20 protein-coding genes and 4 pseudogenes are annotated in these 23,850 nt (G+C 56.4%); 7 read left to right on the plus strand and 17 right to left on the minus strand.

The features are described 5' to 3' along the window. Nucleotide 1 precedes the first annotated feature (1 nt). Complete coding sequence (locus LPQ25_RS14755) at nucleotides 2-2,695, plus strand: hybrid sensor histidine kinase/response regulator (protein WP_234599471.1); 2,694 nt, start codon at nucleotides 2-4, stop codon at nucleotides 2,693-2,695. Beyond that, nucleotides 2,685-4,883: a glycoside hydrolase family 2 protein gene (locus LPQ25_RS14760; protein WP_004183743.1), complete on the plus strand. Its 2,199-nt coding sequence runs from the start codon at nucleotides 2,685-2,687 to the stop codon at nucleotides 4,881-4,883. The genes LPQ25_RS14755 and LPQ25_RS14760 overlap by 11 nt, the downstream gene beginning before the upstream one ends. 24 nt (nucleotides 4,884-4,907) lie before the next feature. On the opposite strand, the gene LPQ25_RS14765 is transcribed toward LPQ25_RS14760, so the two are convergent. From LPQ25_RS14765 to LPQ25_RS14775, 3 genes are all read right to left on the minus strand, one after another. Then, nucleotides 4,908-5,777: an aldo/keto reductase gene (locus LPQ25_RS14765; protein WP_226340340.1), complete on the minus strand. Its 870-nt coding sequence runs from the start codon at nucleotides 5,775-5,777 to the stop codon at nucleotides 4,908-4,910. Between the two features lie 78 nt (nucleotides 5,778-5,855). Beyond that, nucleotides 5,856-7,058: an MFS transporter gene (locus tag LPQ25_RS14770; protein WP_004179500.1), complete on the minus strand. Its 1,203-nt coding sequence runs from the start codon at nucleotides 7,056-7,058 to the stop codon at nucleotides 5,856-5,858. 72 nt (nucleotides 7,059-7,130) lie between these two features. After that, a complete protein-coding gene (locus tag LPQ25_RS14775) occupies nucleotides 7,131-8,267 on the minus strand; it encodes an alpha/beta hydrolase (RefSeq protein ID WP_014907741.1) in 1,137 nt (378 codons plus the stop codon). A 172-nt stretch (nucleotides 8,268-8,439) separates the two neighbouring features. Here LPQ25_RS14775 and LPQ25_RS14780 point away from each other — a divergent pair, with 172 nt between their 5' ends. Beyond that, entirely contained in the window at nucleotides 8,440-9,324 is an 885-nt protein-coding gene (locus LPQ25_RS14780) for a LysR family transcriptional regulator (protein WP_015874710.1), read from the plus strand. 81 nt (nucleotides 9,325-9,405) lie between these two features. Here LPQ25_RS14780 and LPQ25_RS14785 read toward each other — a convergent pair. The 8 genes and pseudogenes from LPQ25_RS14785 to tssB all read right to left on the minus strand — a co-directional run. Further along, a pseudogene (locus LPQ25_RS14785) lies at nucleotides 9,406-9,702 on the minus strand (IS21 family transposase); the annotation flags it as partial. 131 nt (nucleotides 9,703-9,833) lie between these two features. Continuing rightward, the gene (locus tag LPQ25_RS14790; RefSeq protein ID WP_015874709.1) at nucleotides 9,834-10,274 is read right to left on the minus strand and encodes a hypothetical protein; all 441 of its coding nucleotides are present in this window, start codon (nucleotides 10,272-10,274) and stop codon (nucleotides 9,834-9,836) included. Then, complete coding sequence (locus LPQ25_RS14795; protein ID WP_015874708.1) at nucleotides 10,274-10,522, minus strand: PAAR domain-containing protein; 249 nt, start codon at nucleotides 10,520-10,522, stop codon at nucleotides 10,274-10,276. The genes LPQ25_RS14790 and LPQ25_RS14795 overlap by 1 nt, the downstream gene beginning before the upstream one ends. Beyond that, complete coding sequence (locus tag LPQ25_RS14800) at nucleotides 10,434-10,916, minus strand: T6SS effector phospholipase Tle3 domain-containing protein (RefSeq protein ID WP_223274112.1); 483 nt, start codon at nucleotides 10,914-10,916, stop codon at nucleotides 10,434-10,436. Before LPQ25_RS14800 ends, LPQ25_RS14795 begins: the two co-directional genes overlap by 89 nt. After that, on the minus strand, nucleotides 10,906-11,955 hold the full coding sequence (locus tag LPQ25_RS14805) for a T6SS immunity protein Tli3 family protein (RefSeq protein WP_014907743.1): 1,050 nt from the start codon (nucleotides 11,953-11,955) through the stop codon (nucleotides 10,906-10,908). The genes LPQ25_RS14800 and LPQ25_RS14805 overlap by 11 nt, the downstream gene beginning before the upstream one ends. 1 nt (nucleotide 11,956) lies before the next feature. Then, nucleotides 11,957-12,568 (minus strand): annotated as a pseudogene (locus LPQ25_RS14810) (DUF2345 domain-containing protein); the annotation flags it as partial. Next, nucleotides 12,556-12,633: pseudogene (locus LPQ25_RS27420) on the minus strand (hypothetical protein); the annotation flags it as partial. The pseudogenes LPQ25_RS27420 and LPQ25_RS14810, both read right to left, overlap by 13 nt. A gap of 41 nt (nucleotides 12,634-12,674) precedes the next feature. After that, complete coding sequence (gene tssB / locus LPQ25_RS14815; protein WP_014907745.1) at nucleotides 12,675-13,166, minus strand: type VI secretion system contractile sheath small subunit; 492 nt, start codon at nucleotides 13,164-13,166, stop codon at nucleotides 12,675-12,677. A gap of 633 nt (nucleotides 13,167-13,799) precedes the next feature. On the opposite strand from tssB, the pseudogene LPQ25_RS14820 reads away from it, so the two are divergent. Together LPQ25_RS14820 and LPQ25_RS14825 are read left to right on the plus strand one after the other, a co-directional pair. Next, a pseudogene (locus LPQ25_RS14820) lies at nucleotides 13,800-14,339 on the plus strand (DUF3577 domain-containing protein). A gap of 679 nt (nucleotides 14,340-15,018) precedes the next feature. Further along, the gene (locus LPQ25_RS14825; RefSeq protein WP_014907748.1) at nucleotides 15,019-15,198 is read left to right on the plus strand and encodes a hypothetical protein; all 180 of its coding nucleotides are present in this window, start codon (nucleotides 15,019-15,021) and stop codon (nucleotides 15,196-15,198) included. Nucleotides 15,199-15,448: 250 nt separating this feature from the next. Here LPQ25_RS14825 and LPQ25_RS14830 read toward each other — a convergent pair whose 3' ends face one another. Both LPQ25_RS14830 and LPQ25_RS14835 read right to left on the minus strand, forming a co-directional pair. Then, nucleotides 15,449-17,065 carry a peptide ABC transporter substrate-binding protein gene (locus LPQ25_RS14830; protein WP_004176446.1) on the minus strand — a complete coding sequence of 539 codons (1,617 nt, stop codon included), beginning with the start codon at nucleotides 17,063-17,065 and terminating at the stop codon, nucleotides 15,449-15,451. Continuing rightward, entirely contained in the window at nucleotides 17,062-17,178 is a 117-nt protein-coding gene (locus LPQ25_RS14835; RefSeq protein ID WP_004148146.1) for a hypothetical protein, read from the minus strand. The genes LPQ25_RS14830 and LPQ25_RS14835 overlap by 4 nt, the downstream gene beginning before the upstream one ends. A 72-nt stretch (nucleotides 17,179-17,250) precedes the next feature. On the opposite strand from LPQ25_RS14835, the gene mpaA reads away from it, so the two are divergent. Further along, entirely contained in the window at nucleotides 17,251-17,958 is a 708-nt protein-coding gene (mpaA, locus tag LPQ25_RS14840; RefSeq protein WP_004152134.1) for a murein tripeptide amidase MpaA, read from the plus strand. Here mpaA and ycjG read toward each other — a convergent pair. Then, the gene (gene ycjG, locus LPQ25_RS14845; RefSeq protein ID WP_014907750.1) at nucleotides 17,955-18,920 is read right to left on the minus strand and encodes an L-Ala-D/L-Glu epimerase; all 966 of its coding nucleotides are present in this window, start codon (nucleotides 18,918-18,920) and stop codon (nucleotides 17,955-17,957) included. The two genes, mpaA and ycjG, sit on opposite strands and share 4 nt — an antisense overlap. A 102-nt stretch (nucleotides 18,921-19,022) precedes the next feature. Here ycjG and tpx point away from each other — a divergent pair, with 102 nt between their 5' ends. After that, complete coding sequence (gene tpx, locus LPQ25_RS14850; protein WP_004152131.1) at nucleotides 19,023-19,529, plus strand: thiol peroxidase; 507 nt, start codon at nucleotides 19,023-19,025, stop codon at nucleotides 19,527-19,529. 70 nt (nucleotides 19,530-19,599) lie between these two features. Here tpx and LPQ25_RS14855 read toward each other — a convergent pair whose 3' ends face one another. The 3 genes from LPQ25_RS14855 to LPQ25_RS14865 form a co-directional block, all read right to left on the minus strand. Further along, nucleotides 19,600-20,652: an AbrB family transcriptional regulator gene (locus tag LPQ25_RS14855; protein ID WP_004176450.1), complete on the minus strand. Its 1,053-nt coding sequence runs from the start codon at nucleotides 20,650-20,652 to the stop codon at nucleotides 19,600-19,602. 101 nt (nucleotides 20,653-20,753) lie between these two features. Further along, a complete protein-coding gene (tyrR, locus tag LPQ25_RS14860; RefSeq protein WP_002901979.1) occupies nucleotides 20,754-22,295 on the minus strand; it encodes a transcriptional regulator TyrR in 1,542 nt (513 codons plus the stop codon). Nucleotides 22,296-22,467: 172 nt separating this feature from the next. Beyond that, nucleotides 22,468-23,781: a 6-phospho-beta-glucosidase gene (locus LPQ25_RS14865; RefSeq protein WP_014907752.1), complete on the minus strand. Its 1,314-nt coding sequence runs from the start codon at nucleotides 23,779-23,781 to the stop codon at nucleotides 22,468-22,470. Nucleotides 23,782-23,850 lie beyond the last annotated feature (69 nt).

The raw sequence follows: 23,850 nt of genomic DNA on the forward strand, positions 1-23,850 counted from the left end.
CATGCATGCCGCTAACCGTAACGACCTTAACCTCCTGCCCTCGGCGGTGATGATCTACGATGAGCGCGAACGACTGCAGGCCTGGAATGATAAGGTGGCGCTGTTTTATCCAACGATCGCGCCCTGGCTCGCCGTCGGCGCCTCTCTTGAGAGCCTGGCGGAGAAGTTTATCGATGCCGGATACAACATCGACCCAGGCCGGCAACAGACGCTGCGCGAGGCGATTATCCGCAACTGCCGCCAGACGAACCACTGCGAGGTCCGCCAGTCGGGCAACCGCCGGATTTACGTTCAGCATCAGCGGCTGGCGGATGGCGGGATTGTCAGCCTGCATACCGACATCACCGAGCTTGACGAGGCCCGGCGTTCGCGTCATCAACTGCATGATGACTTTTTATTCACCGCGGAGTCGATCCAGATCGGCATCTGGGACTGGCAGGTCTCCGGCGACAGCCTGCAGGTGAATGACACCCTGCTGGCGATGGTCGGCCAGTCGCGGGCGCAGTGGCGCTTTCCGCTGCGCTTTATGCTCAACCTGGTCCACGAGGACGATCGCGCCACTCTGCAGCAGGCGATGATCGCCTCGCAAAACGAGCACATGCCGGTTTTTGAATGTGAGCTTCGCGTCCAGCACCCGACGCAGGGCTGGCGCTGGATGCTGCTCTCGGGGCAGATCGTCACCCTTAACATGCAGCAGCAGGCAGAGCGGGTGATCGGCACCTTGCAGGATATTACCCGGCGTAAAGCCGCAGAGCTGCTGGCCATTGAGGCGGCGAAGGAGGCCCGCGAGGCGAACGAAGCGAAAAGCGCCTTCCTCGCCAATATGAGCCACGAAATCCGCACCCCGATGAACGGCATTCTCGGCATGACGCAGCTCTGCCTCGACACGCCGCTGACCGCGGAGCAGCGAGAGTACCTTTCGCTGGTGATGAGCTCAGCCCAGTCGCTGCTGCACATTATCAATGACATTCTTGATTTTTCACGCATTGAGTCGGGCAAGATGCAGGTGGACGTAGAGCCGCTGGAGATCCGCCCTTTTGTTCAGTCGCTGATCCGCCCGCATATGCCTGCCGCCAGCGAAAAGGGCATTGAGCTGCTGGTGGATTTCTCCCCTGCGGTGCCTGAGGTGCTGATCGTCGATGGCCCCCGGCTGCGGCAAATCCTGACCAACCTGCTGGGTAATGCCCTGAAGTTCACTCATCAGGGGGAGGTCCTGCTGGCGATAGCGCCGGCCGAGGACGACAACCGCTGGCGCTTTCGCATTCGCGATACCGGCATCGGCATTGCCCCGGAGAAGCAAAAGGCGATCTTCGAGGCCTTCAGCCAGGCCGATAGCTCCACCACCCGTCGCTACGGCGGCACCGGACTGGGGTTAACCATTTCGGCCCGCCTGGTCAGCCTGATGGGCGGTGAGCTGACGGTGGAGAGCCAGCCTGGGGCAGGCAGCGAATTTGCCTTCACCCTGCCGCTGGAAGGCCTGAACGCCGCGGCCTCCGGTAGCGCCCCGCTGAGCCGCTTCAACCACCAGCGGGTGCTGGTGGTTGACGACAACAGCACCAACCTGCGCCTGCTTGACGCCATGCTTCGCCAGATGGGACTGATGCCAACCTGCGTGAACAACGCTGGCGAGGCGCTACGCCGGGCCGCCGAAGGCCCGCCATGGCCGCTGATCCTGCTGGACGCGCAGATGCCGGATATGGACGGCGTATCCCTGGCGCTGGAGCTCTCCGCTTTGCCTGAAGCCAGGCAAAACCAGATTGTTATGCTCAGCTCCATGAGCCGTCATTTTGACGCCAATATGCTTAAGCGCATCGGCATTGCCCACTATCTGCATAAACCGGTGGCACAGCGCGAACTGCATCAGGTTATCGCCGGCATTCTGGTGCCCACGCCGGTGGCGACGACAACGCCTGCCCCCGTTGCGCAACCGGTCAGGGACCAGACCGGGCTAAATATCCTGCTCGCCGAGGACAACCTGGTAAACCAGAAGGTCGCCAGACGACTGCTGGAGCAGTTGGGTCATCGCTGCGAGGTAGTGAACAATGGTCGGGAAGCGCTGGAGCGCTGGCGCGCAGCCTGCTGGGATCTTCTGCTGATCGATCTGCAAATGCCGGAGATGGACGGTGAAACCGCCATCCGCCTGCTGCGGGAAGAGACCCACGCGCTGGGCAGGCAACATCAGCCCGCGATTGCCATGACCGCCCACGCTATGCAGGGCGATAGAGAACGCTGTCTGGCGATGGGTTTTGACGGCTATATCGCTAAGCCGGTGAGCCAGGAGGCGCTACGGGAAGCCATCGCCCGCGTCGGCGCGGCGGAAGATAGCGCGCCGGAGGAAGAGGAAGGCCTGCCGGACGAAGCCCGCCTGCTGAAACAGTGCGCCGACGATCCTGAGCTTGTCGAGGAGTTGCTGGGACTCTTCGCTGCAGGACTTAATGCTGCGGCCGCCGCCCTCAACCACGCCATTGACGCCAATGACCGGGAGACATGGCGCCGCGCCGCCCACAAACTGCGCGGCGAGGCCGCCACCCTTGGTTTTCAACGCCTTGCCAGTGTGCTCCAGCGGCTGGAGAGCCAGGCGGCCTCGCCAGACCAAAGCGTGCCGGGCGACCTGCGCGACGCGCTGACCGAGGCGATCGCGGGCTGCCACCTGTGGCTGCGCCGCAGAACGCAGGAGGTTCCCCATGATCGCTAGACGTCTTCTGCTGCTGGTCATTTGCCTGCCGCTGGCGCACGCCGGTTCTGCGCCGGTGACCTGGTCACTGGCCGGACAATGGCGGGTGCATGACGCCAACGACAGCGCCTTCGCCGGCGCGCAGGCTTCGGACGGCGACTGGCGCACGCTGCGGGTACCGGCAAACTGGTACAGCGCCGGATACGATCATCAGGGCGCCCTGTGGTATCGCCATCAATTTACCCTGCATGGCCTGACGCCGGACGCCATGGCTACGCTGGTGTTTGACGGCGTCGATTACTTTGCCGAGGTGGCGCTCAACGGCAAGACGCTGACCCGGCACGAAGGCTATTTTCAGCGCTTCCCGGTGGACATCACCGGGGCCGTTCGCCGCCATAATCAGCTCGCCGTGCGGGTCGACAGCCCCTATGAAGACCCGCAAAAGATCTGGCCACTGCACAAGACGCTGATGAAAGGGATCCTCAATCAGCACGATACCCGTCCGGGCGGCGCCTGGTCGGTTCAGGGGCAGGATGCCAACTCCGGGGGGATCTGGGCGCCGGTGAAGCTCCATCTGAGCCGCGGCGTCACTATCGACGAGGTGATCCTGCGCCCGGACTGGCAACAGGGGCTGGAGAAGCCCATGCTGCGTGCCGAAATCCGCTATCGGGCCGTGACGCCCGGCCCCGTCACGCTGCGCCTGACGGCCACTCCGGACAATTTTTCCGGCCCGCCTTTTCAGCAGGCCTTTGCGGTCACCCTGGAGAATACCGCAGGCACTCTGCGCGTCTCGCTGCCCATGCCCTCGGCAAAGCTCTGGTGGCCGGTGGGCACAGGTAAACCGAACCTGTACCGCGTGCGCGCCACCCTCGTGGATAAGCGGGGGATCATGGATACCGCCGTCACCCGCACCGGATTACGTAAGGTGGAAGCGCTGGCGGATAATCAGGGCTGGCGCATCAATGACAGACGGCTGTTCATCAAGGGCAGCAACTATATTGGCTCGCCGTGGCTGAGCACCATGACGCGGAAAAAGTATCGTCGGGATTTCAGACTGGTCACGGCGATGAACGCCAACGCCATTCGTGTACACGGCCACGTGGCGGGCCGCGCGCTGTATGAGGTGGCCGATGAGATGGGACTGATGATCTGGCAGGATGTCCCGCTGCAGTGGGGTTATGATGACAGCGCCGCCTTCGCCGATAACGCCGTGCGCCAGACCCGGGCGATGATGGACCAGTTCGGCAATTCACCGGCGATTATTGTCTGGGGCGGTCACAACGAGCCGCCGTGGAACTCGCCGTGGATGGAGAAACGCTTCCCCGACTGGCGTAAAACCTTAAACCAGACCCTGACGCAGCGGGTGGGCGATGCGCTGGCGGAAGACACCTCCCGCATCGTGCATCGCTTTTCCGCTGTCGAAGAGCACTACTGGGCAGGGTGGTATTTCGGCACCCTGCGCGACCTGCTCGCCCCGGCGAAAACCGGGATTATTACCGAGTTTGGCGCCCAGGCGCTGCCCCGGCTCTCCACCCTGAAGACCATTATCCCGGCCCGTCTGCTGTGGCCGAAAACCACCGCTGCCGACGACCCCGGCTGGGTGCGATGGAAGTACCATAATTTTCAGCCTTTCCAGACCTTTAAATTTGCCGGTATTCCACGAGGCAACAATATTCAGGAGATGATTGAAAACACCCAAGCATATCAGGCCCGGCTGGTGGCGCTGGCGGCGGAGAGCTATCGCCGCCAGCGTTATCAGCCGGTGACCGCCCTGTTCCACTTTATGTTTGTCGAGACATGGCCCTCCATCAACTGGGGGGTGGTGGATTATCTGCGCCAGCCGAAGGCCGGTTACTATGCCCTGCAGCGCGCCTATCAGCCGATCCTGCCGTCCATCGAGCCGGTGACCGCCAGCTGGCGTCAGGGAAGCCCGGCGACGGTGCGCCTGTGGGCGATTAACGATACCTGGGCAGCCTGCGAGGATTGCCGCCTGACCTGGCAGGTCAGGCAAAATGGCCAGATGCTCGCTCAGGGAGAAACCTCGCTGACCCTGCCGCCCGACGCTGGCCAAATGGTCAGGGAGTTGACCGTCACCCCCGCCGGCCCGCAGCCCGTGACGATCGTCTACCGCATTGACAACCGTCGCGGCAAACACGTGGGTGCTAACCAGCATACCGAGCCCGTCGCCGCGGCGCAGGCGGGGAGATGAAGATGGAGCCAATCGGTGCCGCGGTCAGTCGTGGATTTTCACCCCCAGACATCCGCGAACGAACTCAGGGTTGAAGTGTTTTACCGCTTCGCCAACATAGCCTAAATCCAGGGCGCTGATTTGCGCCATTTCGTTATCTGTTAATACGAAATCCCAGATAGCAAAATTTTCTTCAATGCGCTCCTGGCGGGTGGATTTAGGGATCACCGTGACGCCACGCTGCACGTTCCACCGCAGAACAACCTGCGCAATGGTTTTCTGGTGCGCATCGGCGATCCCCCGAAGCAATGCATCTTGATACGGATTATGTCTGCCACCGCCTAACGGCGCCCACGCTTCAGGCTGAACGTGATAATGCTTCATGGCTTCCAGCGCCGCGGGCTGCGCGAAATAAGGATGCAGTTCAACCTGGTTCACCATTGGTTTAATTCTGACAGTTTCGCAGAAGTTAGCTAACACATGGGGGTAAAAATTGGAGACGCCGATCGCTTTCAGGGTACCGGCCTCATAGGCCTCTTCCAGCGCACGCCAGGCGCTGAAATAATCGCCCATCGCCTGATGTAGCAAATAAAGATCAAAGTATTCCAGGCCCGATTTTTTTAATGACGCGGCAATCCCGGCTTTCGCCATCCCGGTGTTGGCCATGTCCTGGACCCACAGTTTGGAGGTAATAAACAGCGCCTCGCGGGTACACAGACCTTCGGCGATGGCTTCGCGCACGGCCTCACCCACCGCATCTTCATTATCGTAGACGGCAGCGGTATAGATGAGGCGATAACCGATGCGAATGGCGTTCAACACCGCCTGCTTACACTCCGCTTTATCGGTCACCTTGAAAACGCCGAAACCCAGCATCGGCATTTTGCGAGCGTTACTTAATACTGAATATTCCACGGTGAAGCTCCCCTCATGTTAAAACACCATGGTAAGACAGGAACGCGGTCACGATTAGCCTGTCATTCCTGATTTGACTTATGCATTCAATTCATTAATCGCAGTGCGCTGAGATGATCTGATTTTGACAGAGAGCAGAAAAGTCACCCCTGCCGCGCCCAGCAGTAACAGACCGCTCAGTGCAAAAGTGCTGTGCCATCCCAGACTATCAAACACCAGGCCGCCTACCGTTGACCCGAGGGCTATCGATAGCTGGATCACGGCGACCATCAGCCCGCCGCCCGTCTCCGCATCCTCGGGCAGCGTCCGCGCAATCCATGTCCACCAGCCGGTGGGCGCCGCCGTCGCCAGCAGCCCCCACAGGCTTAACAGTACGGCGACCGATCCCGTGTGGTGTCCGGCCAGCAGAAGCGTTCCGGCAATTGCGGCCATTAACAACGGGATAGCCACCAGCGTCGGATAAAATCGGGCATTCAGAACGGTCGTAATAAGCAGCGTGCCGATAAAACCGGCGATACCCATTGTCAGCAATATCAGGGACAGACCAGAAGGACTGACCTGGGTCACCGTCTCCAGAAACGGTCGCACATAGGTAAATAAGGTAAACTGTCCCATAAAGAACAGTCCGCAGGCCAGCAATCCCAGGGATAGCGTAGAAAGACGGAACAGACGCAGCACCGATCCCTGCCGCTGTGGTGCGCGCGGACTTTTCATCGACGGCAGGCTAATGCATTGCCAGACGAAGGCCAGCACCGCCAGCGGGACAAGACATAAAAAGGCGCCGCGCCAGCCGACGGTGGCCCCCAGGTAGCTGCCCAGCGGCGCTGCCACAACGGTGGCCAGCGCGTTGCCGCCGTTAAAGATGGCCAGTGCGCGGGGGACCTGGCGTTGCGGCACCAGCCGAATGGCCGTTGCCGCCGACATCGACCAGAAGCCGCCGATGACGATCCCAATGAGCGCTCTGCCCAGCATATAAACCGGGAAACTGGACGCCAGGGCAATAATCACCCCAGAGGCTGCCATCAACGCCGTGAGCCCCAGCAGCAGCCATTTACGGTCCAGCGATCCGGTAAGACGGGATATCGTCAGGCTGGTCAGTACCGCCAGCGCGCCAGAAAGCGCAATGCCCTGACCGGCTAATCCCTCGGTAATGTGTAAATCACCCGCGATGGGTGTCAACAGACTGACCGGCATAAATTCTGAGGCAATGAGCACAAATACGCAGAGCGTCATCGCCAGGACGCCGCTCCAGTGTGCCCGGGTGTGACCTAATGCAGACATTATTTCTCTCCGACAAGACAAAGCCGCCCGCAGGCGCGTGGCGGCTTTGGGGATGTCTCCGGCACAGGAGATCTATTTCAGGTTGGTTTTAAAAAATTGCGCGAACGTCGCAAAGGGAATTTTGCCCGCGACGTTGTCATAGAGATCGACGTGGTTTGCGCCTGGGACAATCACCAGCGCTTTCTCTTTACTGCCGATGGCCTTAAAGGCATCTTCGGCAAAATAGCGTGAATGGGCTTTTTCGCCGGTCACGATAAGCGTCGGAATAGTCACTTCGCTGGCGTAACTCAGCAGCGGCATATTCATAAACGACAGCGGCATCGTCGCATTCCAGGCCCCGGTTGAATTAACCGAACGCGCATGGAAACCACGCGGCATACGGTAATAATCGAAGAACTCTTTCAGGACCGGGTTGGGGTTGGCGGGCAAGGTTTCCGGCAAAATACGATCGGCAGCGCTGACGTTGCCCTTATCATCAACATAAATGTCATGCCCACCGGTGACGAAGGTGCCGTTTGCCGCATCTTTCCAGCGCTGCACGTTCAGATAGCGCAGTACGGCGCGACGATCGGCAGTGGTATAGCGGTCTTTGCCATCGCCCACTCCATGCCCCATCGCGCGGCTCATGTCATACATTACGCTGGTCGCCACCGCTTTGACGCGTGTATCCATCGCCGCGTCGTTTAGGGCCATACCGCCCCAGCCACAAATGCCGAGCAAACCGATACGGTTGCGATCCACCTCTTTTTGCAGGCCCAGAAAGTCCACCGCGGCACTAAAATCCTCGGTATTGATATCCGGTGAGGCCACGTTGCGTGGGTAGCCACCGCTTTCGCCCGTATAGGATGGGTCAAACGCCAGGGTGACAAACCCCTGTTCGGCCAGCGTCTGGGCATACAGGCCGCTGGACTGCTCTTTTACCGCGCCGAAGGGACCGCTCACGGCAATGGCTGCCAGTTTGCGTTCACCGCGATCCTTCGGCAGGTAGAGATCGCCAACTAAGGTTATCCCGTAGCGGTTCAGGAAGGTCACCTTACGGTGATCCACTTTCGAACTCTCAGCAAAAGTTTTGTCCCATTTTTCAATCATTGAAACAGGCGCATTCGGGTTAGTTGTCTCAGCAGAGCTCATCGTTGTGACTCCAGTTAATGAGGCGCAAAGCAGCATGGCGGGTATCGCGGCTGTCAGTTTTTTGGTGAAAACCGTCATCAAAATTCCCCTAAATAAACGTGATCAATGCAAGTCTTCAGTAGACAAAGCTGCTGTGCTTTGTTGTCGTGCGCTTAGTGTAGCCAGCAGTAATGGTTCTGATTAGAGGCTGAAAAATGCTAAAATTAATACCATATTGTTCTAAATGGCATCTGGGTGACGAGGCGGGAGAATGGCGAAACGGGAAAACTATAATGACCTCTATCTGTTTATGCAGGTGGTGCGGGAAGGCAGTTTTACCGCCGCAGCGCAACGACTTGGCCTGGCGCAGTCCGGGGTAAGCCGTGCGGTTCGTGAACTTGAAGAGCGGCTGGGCGTTCAGCTTCTGGTGCGTACCACCCGCCGGTTGTCGCTCACTCAGGCGGGTGAGCAGCTCTATCACAATGTCGAATCCGGTTTCGACGCCTTAGATATGGGACTCGCCACGCTGGCCCACTATCGTCAAACGCCCTCCGGTACGGTACGCATCAATGCCAGCCAGCATGCCATTGATAAAGTCCTGCTGCCGAAGCTGGCAGTATTTAAACAACGCTATCCCGATATCAGACTGGAACTGATCAGCGAAAGCCGGTTTGTCGATATTATTGCGCAGCGATTTGATGCGGGCGTGCGTCTGGGCCCGGAAGTCGGAAGCGGCATGATTGCGGTACGCATTTCGCCCGATATGGAGATGGCGGTGGTGGGTACCCCGGAACATTTTCGCCGCTACGGCTTTCCACAAACGCCCGCCGATTTAGTCGCCCACCCCTGCATCGCTTATCAGTTCGGCGACGGTAGCCTTTACGCCTGGGAACTTAATGTGGATGGCAAAAAAATCACCCACCCGCCTCAGGGACAGTGGGCTTTCGCCGATAGCTATATGGAGGCCAAAGCGGCGAGGCTCGGTCTGGGGCTGGCCTATGTCCCGGAAGAGCTGATTACCGACGATCTAGCCCAGGGCACACTTATCCGGGTGCTCCAGCGTTATAGCCAGCGTCTGGAAGGTTCATATCTCTATTACCCGCACCGCAATGTGTCGCCCGCGCTGAGAGCGGTCATTGATACATTGCGAATGTAGCTGAGGTTGCCTGCAGGCAGCAGGCAACCGGTAGCGGCCGGTGACTGGCGCTGTGCTCAGCATTTTCACTCATTTCCGACCCAGGCCACACAGGCCCTGATGCCGCTGGCGGAACATAAACTCCTGCTCTGCACCGTACTGCAACGTCCGTTCGCGGCCCCGCCGTTGCATTATCCAGCGGAGACTGTTGGGGGACTGACCGGGATATTTATCCTGCAGCATTGCCAACAGCGTCGTTGGCATAAGCGCTGGTCTCGCCTTCAGCCGGCTAATACATGCTGTCCCTGCTGCTTCAGGAGGATCTTTGTGCGTCCGCCAGTGACGTACAGCGGCTTTTGACCCCTGTTTTTTATCGAACCGGCTGCCGGCGCGGACAGAGGCACAGGGGCAGGATATCAGCCGAAGTCTACAGACAGAGCCTCACGCTGCTCGTAAAGAAAAACAGGGGTAAACCGGATAGTAAAGGCAAGCCTGAGCAGCAAGATAATGCTGCTGTTTAAGATGACGTATCAGCCCGCGTCCTTCAGGGAGAAATTCCGTGCCGTCGCGTTCCAGGTCTCTCCCCCTTCCTGCGTATTTGCAAGCCGACCTAACAATCCCGTATCGGCAGTGATGAAAACATGGCTGAGAATGACAAGATGCTGTTGTGCACGTAAACGCCACTTCAGGCGCATGTTCCTGCACCACTCATTCCAGTTCCAGACACGAATTGCTAGCATTTCCTGGCTGAAAGTATAGACCGCGATGGCTGCCGAAATTCCCGCAAAGGTCTTGATCGTCAGTGGTAACCAAGCCCCACTGCTCAATGAAAGTAACCCTGTCGTTAGTGATTTCAGCACCGCAATAAGCAGCCCAGTGAAAAGTCCGAGAATAATAATCAACAGACAGATCCACGGTGACCAGGATGGTGCCTGATCTTTTTCAGGCACTTCCGGCAGAGACCATCCCATCAGCCAACCTCCATATCCGGACTCGCACCACACTGTGTCTTACAGCCATGCAATACAATCCCACGCCCGTTTTCTTCATACGCAGAAACATCGCATTCAATAATTTTATTCATACCGTGTTTCGGGCAACTTACGGTATCATTCAAAAGTGCGGCATTATTACCGAATATATCGAAGCTGGATGAGGCTGATGTGACTTTGCCACCGTGCGAAGTCACGTCCCCTAAAACGACGACAAACTTCCCCATTTGTTAATCCTTTATTTAGGTGAGGAATACCCCCAGTAAAAACGAATAACTGGAGACTTATTTTATCAACTTCAGGTAAATCTCGGAACACTAGAGGTTCAGAATTTATTTTATCGTCAGAAAGATATTTTTTGGCCTCCAGTTTATAATCTGCCCCGTTTAATCCAAGCCTCTTATTCAGGCCTTCGCAAAGTTTATTCTCCGCAATTGAAAACCACTCTCCTGTCGAGTTTACAGCGTGTACAAGTATAATAATACCAGGAAAATGTGGTGGTAAATCACAATCGCCTTTGATCTGGCAATTTTTATGAGATGGAAATGAGTACCAGGACGGATGCCAATTATCATCAAATTTACATTCAAGTTCCCGGATGGGTTCAGAATCACTGTTCATTTTTTACCACCTCCTTTTTCCCATTTGACTCATTGGTATATGTGATGATTTTAGCTTCAATGCTTTTATTACATAGATATTTAGCATCGATACTTTTCGTTGAAAGTTTCGGAAAATCAATCCTGTGACTATAAACCTCATCCTCAATCCTGATTCGAATATCTGACAATTCATTTGCCATCAAATTTCTCTCCTCATGAGTTTTAGGAGGTGTTAATTTTCTGATATAGTCGAATATATGAAATGTGGGTCCATAATCATTTGCATAAGGCATTTTTTTTCTTATCAGTTCTTTTCTCACTAACTCATGAACTTTTTTCTGCCAATCATCATAAACACTGATTAATTTTCCGTCTGAAAATATTAATTTATTCACTGAATGAAGATCGCGAAGACCTATAGGGTGAGAAAATACACTCTCTGTTTGAGACTCATCTTTTAAATAAACCCCATCATTAGCCACTACCACTTTAAGCTTACTGAACCGTTCAGGGGTACTATACTCCTCAGCTATAATTTTATAGATAAAGGTTTTTCCATGATCTGCTGAAAAGAAGAAAAACAAAGGACAACCTCGCTCTGACCTTCCACTACCACAATATTGTCTGGTAGATGCGCCGGGGAGTGCCAGATAACCATTATCTGCCCCATTAATAACAGAGCCTTTATAAGCTACTAAATTATTTCCCCGGCGATAGGAAAAATCATAAAATTCGATATCCCATCCCAGGTGTGTTTTTATTCCCCGCTGAGAGTCATTGTAATATACCTGTCCACCCTTATCACAGGATATGTAGTTTTCCAGCGTCAAGTATCGATTTTTATCTATGCGATAAATAATTTGTGGCGGAGCATCCGTTTCAACTTTCCGCGACACTTCAACCTTTTGAGAACCACTCATTCCTCCCAGGCCCACTCCAAAACTGGCCCCCATACTGGCCCCTGCCAGGAACTGCATGCCTTTATAAATGACATAGAGGAGCACACCGACAATGGCTATAATTGTAAGCACTTTTCTGTCTGACTGATTCCATCTCATCTTAATTCGCCTTAACCAAGCTGATAATCATATTGTCGATAACATCAGATGAATTGAGTGACGTCGCTCCAGAATCATCTGTCACACCGGAAATAACAGAACCATCTGGCATAGTGATTTTGTATGCCCTGCCAGGCATGGGTTCTTTTGTTAGCGCATTTCTGATTATAAATTTCTCATCAAATGTTGAAGGCTCAAACGACTTCATCCCCCCCTGCATATTGCCAGTGCCCGCTTTCCTGATGCCCGTATTCTTAAACAGCAGTTTACCCGGTCCACCAATCTCAACATTCCCGCCTTTGATTTTGATATAGCAGCCTCCACAGACCAGCGTCAGTTCATCCTGTGCCGTAACGACCAGTTTCTTGCCACTCGAAATATGCGTGTCCTGTGTCGACCAAGTGGTGATATTTTCACCCTGAGCCTGAATATCAATATCGTTTTGCGAGCTGAACGGTTTTGCCCCTTCACGGCTGTACAGGCTGAGTTGTTTACCGGCCGCCAGCGTAAAGTCCTTCTGCACACCGACATCTAGCTGTTTACCCGCCGTCAGCGTCATATTATCACTGGCTGATAGCTGCATATCTTCGCCGCTCACTAGTACCATGCCTCTCCCGCCGTGTTTTCCTGTAGCGTGGTTTGCCCCTGGACAGGACTGTTTTCTGTGGTAACAGACATTAGCATTTTCCCGGTTAATCCATTAACAGACGCGCCCCCGGTTATTTCGGAGCAAGCGCACTCATTTCGCCGCGTAATTCCTGGGACAGCGCCGGATCTTTCAGGATTGTCTCGAGCTCTTTTCTGAAAGTGGCGTTATCGAGCAGATTGGATTTGAGATCACGTAATAAGTTACGCGTCGCCAGCATGGCGCGGAGCTGCGGAAATTGCCGGGCAATCTGCTCCGGTTCAAAATCTTTGATATCGGTAAAACGCAGTCTGACGTTCTCCTCTTCACCATTGCCGGCCAGCGTATTCGGCACCGAGAGGTTTACTTCCGGGCTAAATTCCGAAAGTACGCTGTTAAAAGTATTTTTATTGACTTGGATTTTTTCTCTTTCCGATAAAGGCCGGTTCTCCTTCCCATGACTAAAATCGCCGATGGTAAGCAGCTTTAGTGGTAGTTCAACCTTCTTTTGCGCTCCGCCGGTATGAAGTGATAATTTGAGATTAATACGCGCTTTGGGCACTTCGTTCTGGAACGTAACAGCCATAACAGTTCCTTTCCTTGAGGAAGGATCATTGAATATTAGCGGGAATAAAACGGAATGATGATAAAACAAAAGTAGATTACCGATCAACTTAACAGGTTAAGAATTTAATTTATTCACCAAGTCAACAATTCAATTCAAAAGATAAAGCATCATGAATATTCAATACCGGGACCTATATCACCCACCAATGATTATTTTGATAAATAATGTAAGATAAATATATACACCTGATATCCCTGCAACGAAAAAATAAAATGCATCACTGAATAAACTTTACGCCAGCGTCGCGATGGAGCAATCACATTTATCGCTGTAGCGGGATAAACTATTCAGAGGACAACTATCAGGGAACCATCATGTTCGCTGTTTGCGCTCAACGTACATGGCCGGGAGCCTGACGCATGCTCCTCCCTCTCCTACGCCGCTGCGCATCGTTGCCACATGACGCTATTTTCCGCCGCGCTGGCGTCAGCGTCCCTGGCATCACGGCCGGTTCGCATTCTGCGGATCGCCGGGCTATATCCAGGACAGCTTTCTCGCACAACGAGTCAATGTCCTCATGCGGATGGTTTCAATGCCAGTAACAGCTCCTTCGACACTGTTCCCTTTTTTATCAACTTCAGGGGGTCAGCCATGACAACCTCAACGCCCCCTGCGCCGTACTTTACCCTGCAAATTAACGGTCTGGACTATCTCCGCCGCATCCGCGACGTGCACCCTAAAAAAGGCGACAGCTTCCTTGCGTGCGCCATCGCGGCACTGAACGGTCCTACCACCAAACCGGAATATCGCTATTTTGATATTCGGGTTTCAGGCGATGAGGCGTAACATCTGATCCGCCGCTACAATGATGCCGTGGACGCCGGGAAAAAAGTGCTGATTGGCTTTAGTCTCGGCGATTTGTGGACCGATATTTATACCCATACCAAAGGGAAATATGCCAGGAAGCAGGATGTAAGCCTGAAGGCCTGGCTATCTTTATCCACTGGATTAAAATCGATGGCGAGGAGGGTTATCAGGCGAAGTCCAAATCATCTGAACAGGCTGAAGACACGTCGCCGGAAGCTCCAGCATCGACGGCATATCCAGATTCAACGTCCAATAAGTGGTGACAGTCAGGCTCCTTTGGAAGCGGGATTTTTTAATATATCTTCTGCACTTTCAATAGGATAACGGGTATAACCACCATCTTTCTTACACACCACAGCAGTCACATGAACAGAATTGTTTTCAATTTATATCGCTCTATAATTATTTGGTGTGTCCATCAGATATCTGGCTTCTCTACCTAATTCAGGAATAATCCAGTATTTATCATTACATTGAAAAGAGCTTCTGGTATCATAACGGTAAACTTCTTTCGCCACAGCATTAAACAATCCACCAGCGCTAATGAAATAGGAAGTATAACCGATAATTAAAAAAAACACCTGACAGACAAAGAATTGAAGTATGCACCATCGAAGGTATTTTAATTCTTTTAACCCGCGATGAATCAGTTACCGCCCCTATAGCCATACAACTAAAATAGGAAGCAATCACAAAAAATGGGATAGAAAATAAGATTGAAAAAGTCCACCCAACATAAGCAATTTTAGCAACACTAATATCAAAGACTTCATTGACAAAACCATTCGTTAACATCTTCGAAATAAACAATATGATTGAACACAGAATTAAAAGAGCTCGATTTATTTTTTTAACAGTATTTTCTCGTAGCCTTGACATGCATAAAAAATAATAATTACAAAACAGTAATGAGAAAAAAATTGCCGGAACACTAAGCAAGATCGGCCATCCGAGAGTCACGCTACTTGCAGGATGAACACCATTTTCTGCCGGATGCCTCGCCATGAAGAATGACGCTCTGTGTTTACTGTATGTTTTCGCCCTGTTTATTAGCCACTGCGCTCTACGCCAGAAACCGTTGCCTGTTTCCGCCAATACCGGTGTAGCCCCCTTTACGCCGCAATTTACCGAGCGCCAGCAGCGCTACACTCTAGTAGAACTCAAACCGAAACCGGCCGGATGAGCCTGCTGCTACAGCCCGTCGAAATTAACCTTCCCGATACGGTTGGCGCCGCAATGCGCCAGACGGGCTTTAGTCTGTGTACCGCCGCCGAACGTTCATCGCTCTATATGCTTCCGCTGCCCGCCCCCCACCGACACAGCAGGCGAATACCGCTGCGCGACGCCCTACAGAAGGAGAAACTGGCGCGGCAAGACGCGCCAGCTCTGGGTTTATACGTGGTTACCTTGCGTTATCAGGCAACCAGTACCGGTTAGTGCTTCACGATATACATGGTACGGCTGTAGGCCACATCTTCCGGGTTGGTGATCGGGTAGCCTTTCAGCCACGGCTTAATCAATCGGCCGTTAGTGTACTGGTAGATCGGCGCGATCGGCGCTTTGACCATAATGATCTTTTCCGCCGCGTTGTAATCGTCGTTACGCGCTTTGGCCGAATTCTCTACCGCCGCCTGGGCGAGGATTTTGTCGTACGCCGGATCGTTAAAGCGCGAGATATTTCCGCTGTGGGTGGAGGTCAGCAGCGACAGGAAGGTGGACGGCTCGTTGTAGTCCCCTACCCACGAAGCGCGGATCACGTCGAAATTGCCGGTGTTACGGCTGTCGATATAGGTTTTCCACTCCTGGTTCTGCAGCTTCACTTCCACGCCGAGGTTTTTCTTCCACATCGACGCCACCGCGATGGCAATTTTCTGGTGGTTCTCAGAGGTGTTATACAGCAGCGTCAGCTTCAGCGGACGATTCGGGCCATAGCCAGCGGCAGCCAGCAGGGCTTTCGCCTGGGCATTAAGCTCAGCCTGACTCATGCTCTCAAACTGTGACGGCTGGGGGGTGAAGCCCGCCGTCACGTCCGGCGTGAAGCGCCAGGCCGGTTTTTCCCCGGTCCCCAATACTTTCTCCGCCATCACCCGGCGATCGATGGTCATGCTCAGCGCCAGGCGTACCCGCTCATCCGCCGTCGGCCCCTTTTGGGTATTGAAAGCGTAATAGTAGGTACCCAGCTGCGGCGGGGTATACACCTGCCCCGGAATATCCTTCAGCAGTTTCTGGTACATATTTTTCGGGAAAGACTCGGTGATATCGATATCCCCTGCAAGATAGCGCTTGGTGGCGGCGGACTCCTGGTTAATCGGCACAAAGGTGACCTGCTGGATCACCGTTTTGGCGTTATCCCAGTAGTGCGTGTTCGGCACCACCACCAGCTTCTCATTGACCACGCGGTCTTTCAGAACATAGGCGCCGTTGCCCACCAGGCTGCCGGGCCGCGTCCAGTTCGCCCCGCTGTCGACATTCGCCTTTTGCACCGGATAGAAGGCAAAGCTGGCGGTCAGGTTGCTGAACCACGGCAGTGGTTTATCCAGCTGCACCCGCAGGGTGTGGGCGTCGACGGCGGTGACTCCCAGGGTCTCCGGCGCGGCTTTGCCGTCAATAATGTTCTGCGCGTTAGCGATCCCCGCCAGCGCCGCGAACCAGGCGAACGGCGAAGTGGTTTTCGGATCCACCAGACGCTGCCAGCTATAGACGAAATCTTCGGCGGTAACCGGCGTGCCGTCGGACCAGCGGGCGTTATCACGCAGGGTAAAGGTCCAGACGCGGTTATCGTTGCTCTGCCAGCGGGTCGCTACGCCTGGAACCAGGTTGCCTTTCGCATCCTGATTGACTAAACCTTCAAACAGATCGCGGATCACCTGGATTTCCGGCAGGCCCACCGCTTTGGCGGGATCTAACGAGGCGGGTTCATCTTTGATATGGCGCACTAACAGCTGTTTTTCCGCCAGTACCGTGCCCGGCGGTACGTCAGCCGCCCAGGCCAGAGAAGATACGCTGGCTAACCACAGCGCGCCGCATGTCAAAGCGACAGGATACTTCATAAGATCCCCTTTAAAATGAAAAAAATACCGCCAACAGAGCGATAATTATTTGTTTCATCTCCTGAAATTGCAAACGACATATGATAGAAAATTGATGTGCCGTCGGATTTCACGCCTCAGGGAATGGGTTTGATCCCGATACGCTTTTCGCCAACACTAAATAATAACGACACACAGGAAGCCCTATGTCTATTTCACGTCCTCGCCCGCAGCGCGGCGACTTTCCGCCGGGAACCCGGCAGTATGGCAGCTCGGAACTGGGCGCGCCGCTGCTGTGGTTTCCTGCGCCGCAGGCCGACAGCCGTAGCGGGCTGATTATTGCCGGTACCCACGGTGATGAGAATTCGTCGATTGTGACCCTCTCCTGCGCCCTGCGCACCCTGAAACCCGAGCTGCGCCGCCACCACGTGGTGCTGACGGTCAATCCTGACGGCTGTCAGCTCGGGCTGCGCGCCAATGCCCGCGGCGTTGACCTCAACCGTAACTTTCCGGCAGCCAACTGGAAGCAAGGGGAAACGGTTTACCGCTGGAATAGCGCGGCGGCGGAGCGCGACGTGGTGCTGTTGACCGGCGAGCAGCCGGGTTCGGAACGGGAGACCGAGGCCCTGTGTCAGTTGATCCATCAGATTCATCCGGCGTGGGTAGTCTCCTTTCACGATCCGCTGGCCTGCATCGAAGATCCGGGCCACAGCCCGCTGGGTCGCTGGCTGGCCGACGCCTTCTCCCTGCCGCTGGTGGGCAGCGTGGGCTACGACACGCCGGGCTCCTTTGGCAGCTGGTGCGCCGATATCGGACTCCCCTGCATCACCGCCGAGTTCCCGCCGGTCTCCGCCGACGAGGCAACGGAGCGTTACCTGCCGGCGATGACCGATCTGCTGCGCTGGCAGGCTTAAAGATGAAGCACGCCGGTGCTGAACAGCAGCGCCGGCTCAACGTCCACCGCCAGCCATGTCGGGCCGTCGAGGTCAGCGAAGCGCGCCAGCGGCGCCAGAGGGAGCGCGGCGGCGATCCCGCGCGAGGTGCAGAGCATACAGCCCAGCATCCGTTCAAATCCCTGCCGTTCCGCCTCCCCGGCCAGAGCCAGCGCTTCGGTCAGGCCGCCCGTTTTATCCAGTTTGATATTGACCATCTCATAGCGCCCGCGCAGCCGCGGCAGGCTCTCCCGGGTGTGGCAGCTCTCGTCGGCGCAAATCGGCAGCGGATGAACGAAGTTTTCCAGCGCCGAGTCGTCGTCGGCGGGGAGCGGCTGCTCAAGCATCGCCACACCGAGGTCCGCCAGCAGCTGACAGCGCGCCGCCAGCCCCTCGCTGTGCCAGGACTCATTGGCGTCAACAATCAGCGTAGCCTCCGGCGCCGCCTGGCGGATAGCGATTAGCCGCTCGCTGATCAGTCGATCGTCGAGCTTCACCTTCAACAGCTGGGCCCCTGCCTGCCACAGCGCCGCGGCGCTGGCCGCCATCTGATCCGGCGTGCCAATGACCACCGTCTGGGCGGTAATCACCCGGTCAGGCAACGCCACGCCCAACAGCTGGGCCAAGGTTTTGCCTTCGCGCCGGGCCTGCAGATCCCATAGCGCGCAGTCAATGGCATTGCGGGCGGCGCCTGCCGGCAGCAGCCGCTGCAGCTGTTCGCGGGTAAGCCCCGCCTCCAGTTGCTCGCCGATCGCCATCACCTGGGCCATGACCGAGGCGATGCTCTCGCCATAGCGGGGATAGGGTGTGCATTCGCCTACCCCTTTCACGCCGTCCTCTTCCAGTTCCACTACCACCACTTTTGCCTCGCTGCGGCTACCGCGGGCGATCACAAAAGGGGTATGGAGCGGCCAGGCTTCCTCATACACTCGCACGTTACGCATTCCCTTGTCCTCTCTGGTAAATGTTAAATAGGGTTTGCCGTGTAGCTGGCGGATGTCATACACTACTCGCGACGTTAACTATATGTAAACAGGAAGATAACCATGTCACAAACCGTGCATTTCCAGGGCAACCCCGTTTCTGTTCAGGGCACCATTCCGCAGGCAGGCGCTAAAGCGCAGCCGTTTACGCTGGTCGCCAAAGATCTCTCTGACGTCGCGCTGAGCCAGTACGCCGGCAAACGTAAAGTACTGAATATTTTCCCGAGCATTGATACCGGCGTGTGTGCCGCATCAGTGCGTAAATTCAACCAGCTGGCCGCTGAACTGGACAACACCGTAGTGCTGTGCATTTCCGCTGACCTGCCGTTCGCCCAGTCCCGCTTCTGCGGCGCGGAAGGCCTGAGCAATGTGGTCACCCTGTCCACGCTGCGCGGCGCGTCCTTCCTCGCTGACTACGGCGTCGCCATCGCCACCGGTCCGCTGGCTGGCCTGGCTGCCCGTGCGGTGGTCGTTATCGATGAAAACGATCAGGTCGTCTACAGCCAGCTGGTGAACGAAATCACCGAAGAGCCGGACTACGACGCCGCGCTGGCCGCCCTGAAAGCCTGATAACAGATTGCCCGGGCGCATCGCGCTCGCGGACATTCGATCTGCCCAGCCCTCGCTCTGCGAGGGCTTTTTATTGCCGCGGCGCATAGCGGGAGATAGCCCGCGCCATCGCCGGGCCGGTCAGCAAAATGGTAAACAGCCGCAGCGTCTGTAGCGCCATAATAAACGACATGTCCGCCCGGGTGCCGGCGGCGATAATCGCCACCGTGTCCAGCCCGCCGGGGCTGGTGGCCAGATAGGCGGTCATAAAGTCCATCTGCAGAATGTGGGTCAGGGCAAGGGCCATCAGGGCGCACATCAGGATCAGTCCGAGGATGGAGGCGATAATCTGCGGCAGCGTCTTGAGGGCCAGCAGAAAAATGGCTTTATTAAACTGGAGCCCCACCGTCCAGCCCAGCACCGCATAGGCCATCGCCAGCAGCCACTCCGGCAGCTCCAGCATCAGCCAGCCGCCGCCCTGGGCCAGGGCGCCAAGCAGCATCGGCAGCAGCATGGCCCCGGAGGGGATGCGCAGCCGCATGCCCAGCCAACAGGCCACCGCCGTCAGCAGCAGCGTGAAAGGGAAATTCAGGGTCAACGATGGAAACCAGACAATATCCTGAGTCATTTCCTGTGCTTCATTGCCCAGGGCATAGCGCACCACCAGCGCCGCCGCGCCGACGACAAACAGCACCCGCAGATACTGCATCAGCGCCACCAGCCGCACATCGGCCCCGTACTCCTGGGCCATCACCACCATTGCCGACGCGCCGCCGGGAGAGCTTCCCCAGGCGCCAGTGGCGCCCGGCAACGCGCTGTAGCGGACCAGCAGCCAGCCGGTAAGGCCGCTTATCGCCAGGGTGGTCAACAGGATCGCCAGCACCAGCGCCCAGTTGTTGAACAGCACGCCAAAAACAGAGGGATTAATCGCCCGGGCGATCATGCAGCCGACAATGGCCTGCGCCGCCAGATAACAGGGGCGAGGGATGCTCAACTTCACCCCGCGCAGGCTCAAAATGAGACCGGCGATCAGCGGCCCCAGCAGCAGCGCTGCCGGCAGGTGTATTCGTAACAGCAGCGAGGAAAAGAGAACAGAGAGCAGCAGCAATATCAGCCAGTGCCCGATCGCGCGACGCGACGCCAAGATGCACCACCCCGGAAAAAGGATTAAAAAACCAGTATATACAGGTTTGGCCCGCTTTGCAGGCCGGGATGCCGGCGACGTGAGTCGCCGGCCTGGCGGGATTATTCGTCGCCCTTTTTCTGACTCAGACCATATTCACGCAGCTTATTGGCGATGGCGGTATGCGACACCCCCAGCCGCTTCGCCAGCTTACGTGTGCTGGGGTAGCTGCGATAGAGCTGGGTCAGCACCGAGCGCTCAAAGCGGCGGGTGATGTCGTCCAGCGACCCTTCCATGGCCTCCTCGCCCACCGGCAGCGAGGCAACGTCATGGTCCGGCAGCAGAATGTCCTGTGGACGCAGCTCAAATCCTTCCAGCTGGGTCAGTGCGCGATAGACGGCATTCTTCAGCTGGCGGACGTTGCCGGGCCAGCTGTAGCGGGTAAGCACCGTACTGAGATCGGCAGAGAGCTTCGGCCGCGGGATCCCCTGCTCGTCGGCAAAGCGGGCCACGAACAGCTCCGTCAGCGGCATGATGTCCTGCGGGCAATCGCGCAGCGGCGGCAGATACAGCGTCAGGACGTTGAGGCGATAGTAGAGATCTTCGCGGAAAAGCCCTTTCTGCACCAGCTCGATCAGGTTTTTCTGCGTCGCGCAGATCACCCGCACATCGACGTGCACTTCATGATCCTCGCCAACGCGGCGGAAGGTGCCGTCGTTGAGAAAGCGCAGCAGCTTGGTCTGCATGCGCGGCGACATCTCGCCAATTTCATCCAGCAGCACCGAGCCGCCGTTGGCCTGCTCGAAGAAGCCCTTCTTGCCCTGCAGCGCGTCGCCAAACAACTCGCTCTCGACCGCGTCCTCGGGAATGGAGCCGCAGTTGAGCGCCAGATAGGGTTTGCCCGCCCGCGGACTGGCCAGATGGCAGGCATGGGCCAGCAGATCTTTACCGGTGCCGGTGTCGCCGACAATCAGCAGCGGCGCGCTGAGCATCGCCAGCTTGCGCGCTTGCTCCACCACGTGGCGCATTTTCGGCCCCACCGCGAGGATCTGACTGAAGGCGCTGGTATCCTGGCTGGTCATGGTCTGCAGCTGGCGTCCCATGCGCACGGTTGAGCGCAACATCGCCACGGCGCCGGTCAGCACTCGCTCGTTATGCTCGCCTTCCAGATAGACCGGAGTCACTTCCAGCAGGTAGTTCTGCCCATTCACCACCACATGCTCCGCATGCGTCTCCTGCGGGCTGCTCTCCAGCCAGCGCTGAACGTTAAAATCGGCGATCAGCTGGGCCACCGGGTGGTTACGCAGCTTCGCCTGGCTTTGGCCAAACAGCAGGCAGCTGGCGGGGTTCGCCAGTTCCACCCGACCTTTGGTATCCAGCGACAGCACCGGCTCCGGCATCGCTACCAGCAGCGCGCTGAGCGCCAGGTGTTCACGTTCAGACGGCATCCACGGCACGGTGCGCACGTCCGTCACGCCGGCGATACGGCGGATCTCAGCCATCAGGCTGCTGAACGTGGCGAATTCCAGTTCGGCGAAATTGAGGTAAATTCGGCCAATAGGGTCAATATCGATACCGCGCAGGTCAATACCACGCAGCACCAGCAAATCGAGCAATTCACGAGTCAGACCGAGACGGTCTTCACAAAAGACTTCAAGACGCATGGGAGTGTTCACCCTAAAAGTGCCAATGACGGGAGAATAATAGGCCAGGAATGGGTTTTCGGGAAGCTAACTGTCAACAATTATTGACAGTGTGGCGGAAAAATGGGCGCTGTGGCGTAAAGTCAGACGGTCAGTGGTTAAATCACCGGCCAGGCGGCCGGTGAGTCTTGGGTCAGGCGTGGAAAGCAGGCAGCCACTGACGGTTCTCAGCGATCACCTCATCCAACGCCAGTTCGAGCTTCTCGCCGCTGACGATCAGCGGATTCAGCATCAGAGCACGCCATGCGGTGTGGCGGTTGCCGGTGAGCGCGGCCTCGATAGTCAGCCGTTCAAATGATTTCATCAGCTGCAGCAAACGCAGGGTATCTTCCGGGAACGGCGCCACATTGAGAGGTAGCGGACCAGAAGCGGTAATCAGCGAGCTGACCTCTACCGCGCAGTCATCCGGCAGGCCATTGATGGCGCCGTTATTACGCGTATTGACGTGCATGATAATCCGCTTGTCGTTGTAGATGGCATTCATCAGCTCGCAGGCCGCCTCGGAATAGTACTGGCCGCCGCGCCCTTCCAGCGCCTTCGGTTTGACCGCCAGGTGAGGGTCGCGGTACTGGTCAAACAAGATTTTTTCCAGCTGCTTAACCACTTCCCCCCGGGTTCCTTCGCCGCCCGCCTCCGCCAGCTCCTGGCGCAGCAGATCGTCTTTCATGTAGTAATAACGCAGATAGGCGCAGGGGATCATGCCTAAGCCCTGCAGCAGATGCGACGGCCAACGGAACGGCGGAATGTTGCGCGGCACCAGCGGATCCCGACCGGCGTTGATCTCGGCTATCACCTCCGGCAGCCATTCTTTACCTTTGTGCAGGATCTGGCGCACGAAGATAAAGTGGTTCAGGCCGGCGACCTGCATCACCACCTCTTTTTCGTCAGCGCATTGCAGCAGAGTGGTTATCCCTTTTTGCATAATCACCGGCACGTTACACAGGCCGACGGCTTTGATGCGGCTGTGGCGCAGGATCGCTTCGGTCACCATCCCCGACGGGTTGGTAAAGTTCAGCAGCCAGGCGTCGGGACACAGTCGCTCCATATCGGCAGCGATCTCCAGGGCGATGGGAATGGTGCGACAGGCGTTGGCGAAGCCGCCAAGGCCATTGGTCTCCTGGCCGATCAAGCCATACTTGAGGGAGATACGTTCATCGCTGATGCGGGCGTCAAGGCAGCCGGCGCGAAACTGCGAGCAGACGAAATCGGCATTGCGCAGCGCGCTTTCCCGGTCAAGGGTGGCCACCACTTCAATAGTCAGCCCGGCTTTGGCGATCATTCGCCGCGCCAGTCCGGCGATAATCTCGACTTTCTCTTTGCCCTCTTCAATGTCCACCAGCCATAGCGAAGCGACCGGCATTTCATGATAGCGGTTGAGCAAACCTTCAATCAGTTCCGGGGTGTAGCTGGAGCCACCGCCAATCACCACAATTTTGAGTCCTGACATGGTATACCTCGGTTTAGTTACGATATAACTATTTAAAACCGGCAAAACTGGCCTAACAAACGAATTAAA

Source organism: Klebsiella sp. KPN54798 (genome assembly GCF_021184225.1).
Lineage (GTDB): Bacteria > Pseudomonadota > Gammaproteobacteria > Enterobacterales > Enterobacteriaceae > Klebsiella > Klebsiella pneumoniae.

Coding starts and splice junctions, on each gene's coding strand:
- LPQ25_RS14790 (WP_015874709.1), bottom strand. CDS start 10,274: ATGGGATGGTCTCTGCCGGAAGTGCCTGAAAAAGATCAGGCACCATCC.
- mpaA (WP_004152134.1), top strand. CDS start 17,251: ATGTCTATTTCACGTCCTCGCCCGCAGCGCGGCGACTTTCCGCCGGGA.
- LPQ25_RS14760 (WP_004183743.1), top strand. CDS start 2,685: ATGATCGCTAGACGTCTTCTGCTGCTGGTCATTTGCCTGCCGCTGGCG.
- tyrR (WP_002901979.1), bottom strand. CDS start 22,295: ATGCGTCTTGAAGTCTTTTGTGAAGACCGTCTCGGTCTGACTCGTGAA.
- tpx (WP_004152131.1), top strand. CDS start 19,023: ATGTCACAAACCGTGCATTTCCAGGGCAACCCCGTTTCTGTTCAGGGC.
- LPQ25_RS14865 (WP_014907752.1), bottom strand. CDS start 23,781: ATGTCAGGACTCAAAATTGTGGTGATTGGCGGTGGCTCCAGCTACACC.
- LPQ25_RS14825 (WP_014907748.1), top strand. CDS start 15,019: ATGAAGAATGACGCTCTGTGTTTACTGTATGTTTTCGCCCTGTTTATT.
- LPQ25_RS14830 (WP_004176446.1), bottom strand. CDS start 17,065: ATGAAGTATCCTGTCGCTTTGACATGCGGCGCGCTGTGGTTAGCCAGC.
- LPQ25_RS14805 (WP_014907743.1), bottom strand. CDS start 11,955: ATGAGATGGAATCAGTCAGACAGAAAAGTGCTTACAATTATAGCCATT.
- LPQ25_RS14780 (WP_015874710.1), top strand. CDS start 8,440: ATGGCGAAACGGGAAAACTATAATGACCTCTATCTGTTTATGCAGGTG.
- LPQ25_RS14800 (WP_223274112.1), bottom strand. CDS start 10,916: ATGAACAGTGATTCTGAACCCATCCGGGAACTTGAATGTAAATTTGAT.
- LPQ25_RS14755 (WP_234599471.1), top strand. CDS start 2: ATGCATGCCGCTAACCGTAACGACCTTAACCTCCTGCCCTCGGCGGTG.
- LPQ25_RS14775 (WP_014907741.1), bottom strand. CDS start 8,267: ATGACGGTTTTCACCAAAAAACTGACAGCCGCGATACCCGCCATGCTG.
- ycjG (WP_014907750.1), bottom strand. CDS start 18,920: ATGCGTAACGTGCGAGTGTATGAGGAAGCCTGGCCGCTCCATACCCCT.
- tssB (WP_014907745.1), bottom strand. CDS start 13,166: ATGGCTGTTACGTTCCAGAACGAAGTGCCCAAAGCGCGTATTAATCTC.
- LPQ25_RS14770 (WP_004179500.1), bottom strand. CDS start 7,058: ATGTCTGCATTAGGTCACACCCGGGCACACTGGAGCGGCGTCCTGGCG.
- LPQ25_RS14795 (WP_015874708.1), bottom strand. CDS start 10,522: ATGGGGAAGTTTGTCGTCGTTTTAGGGGACGTGACTTCGCACGGTGGC.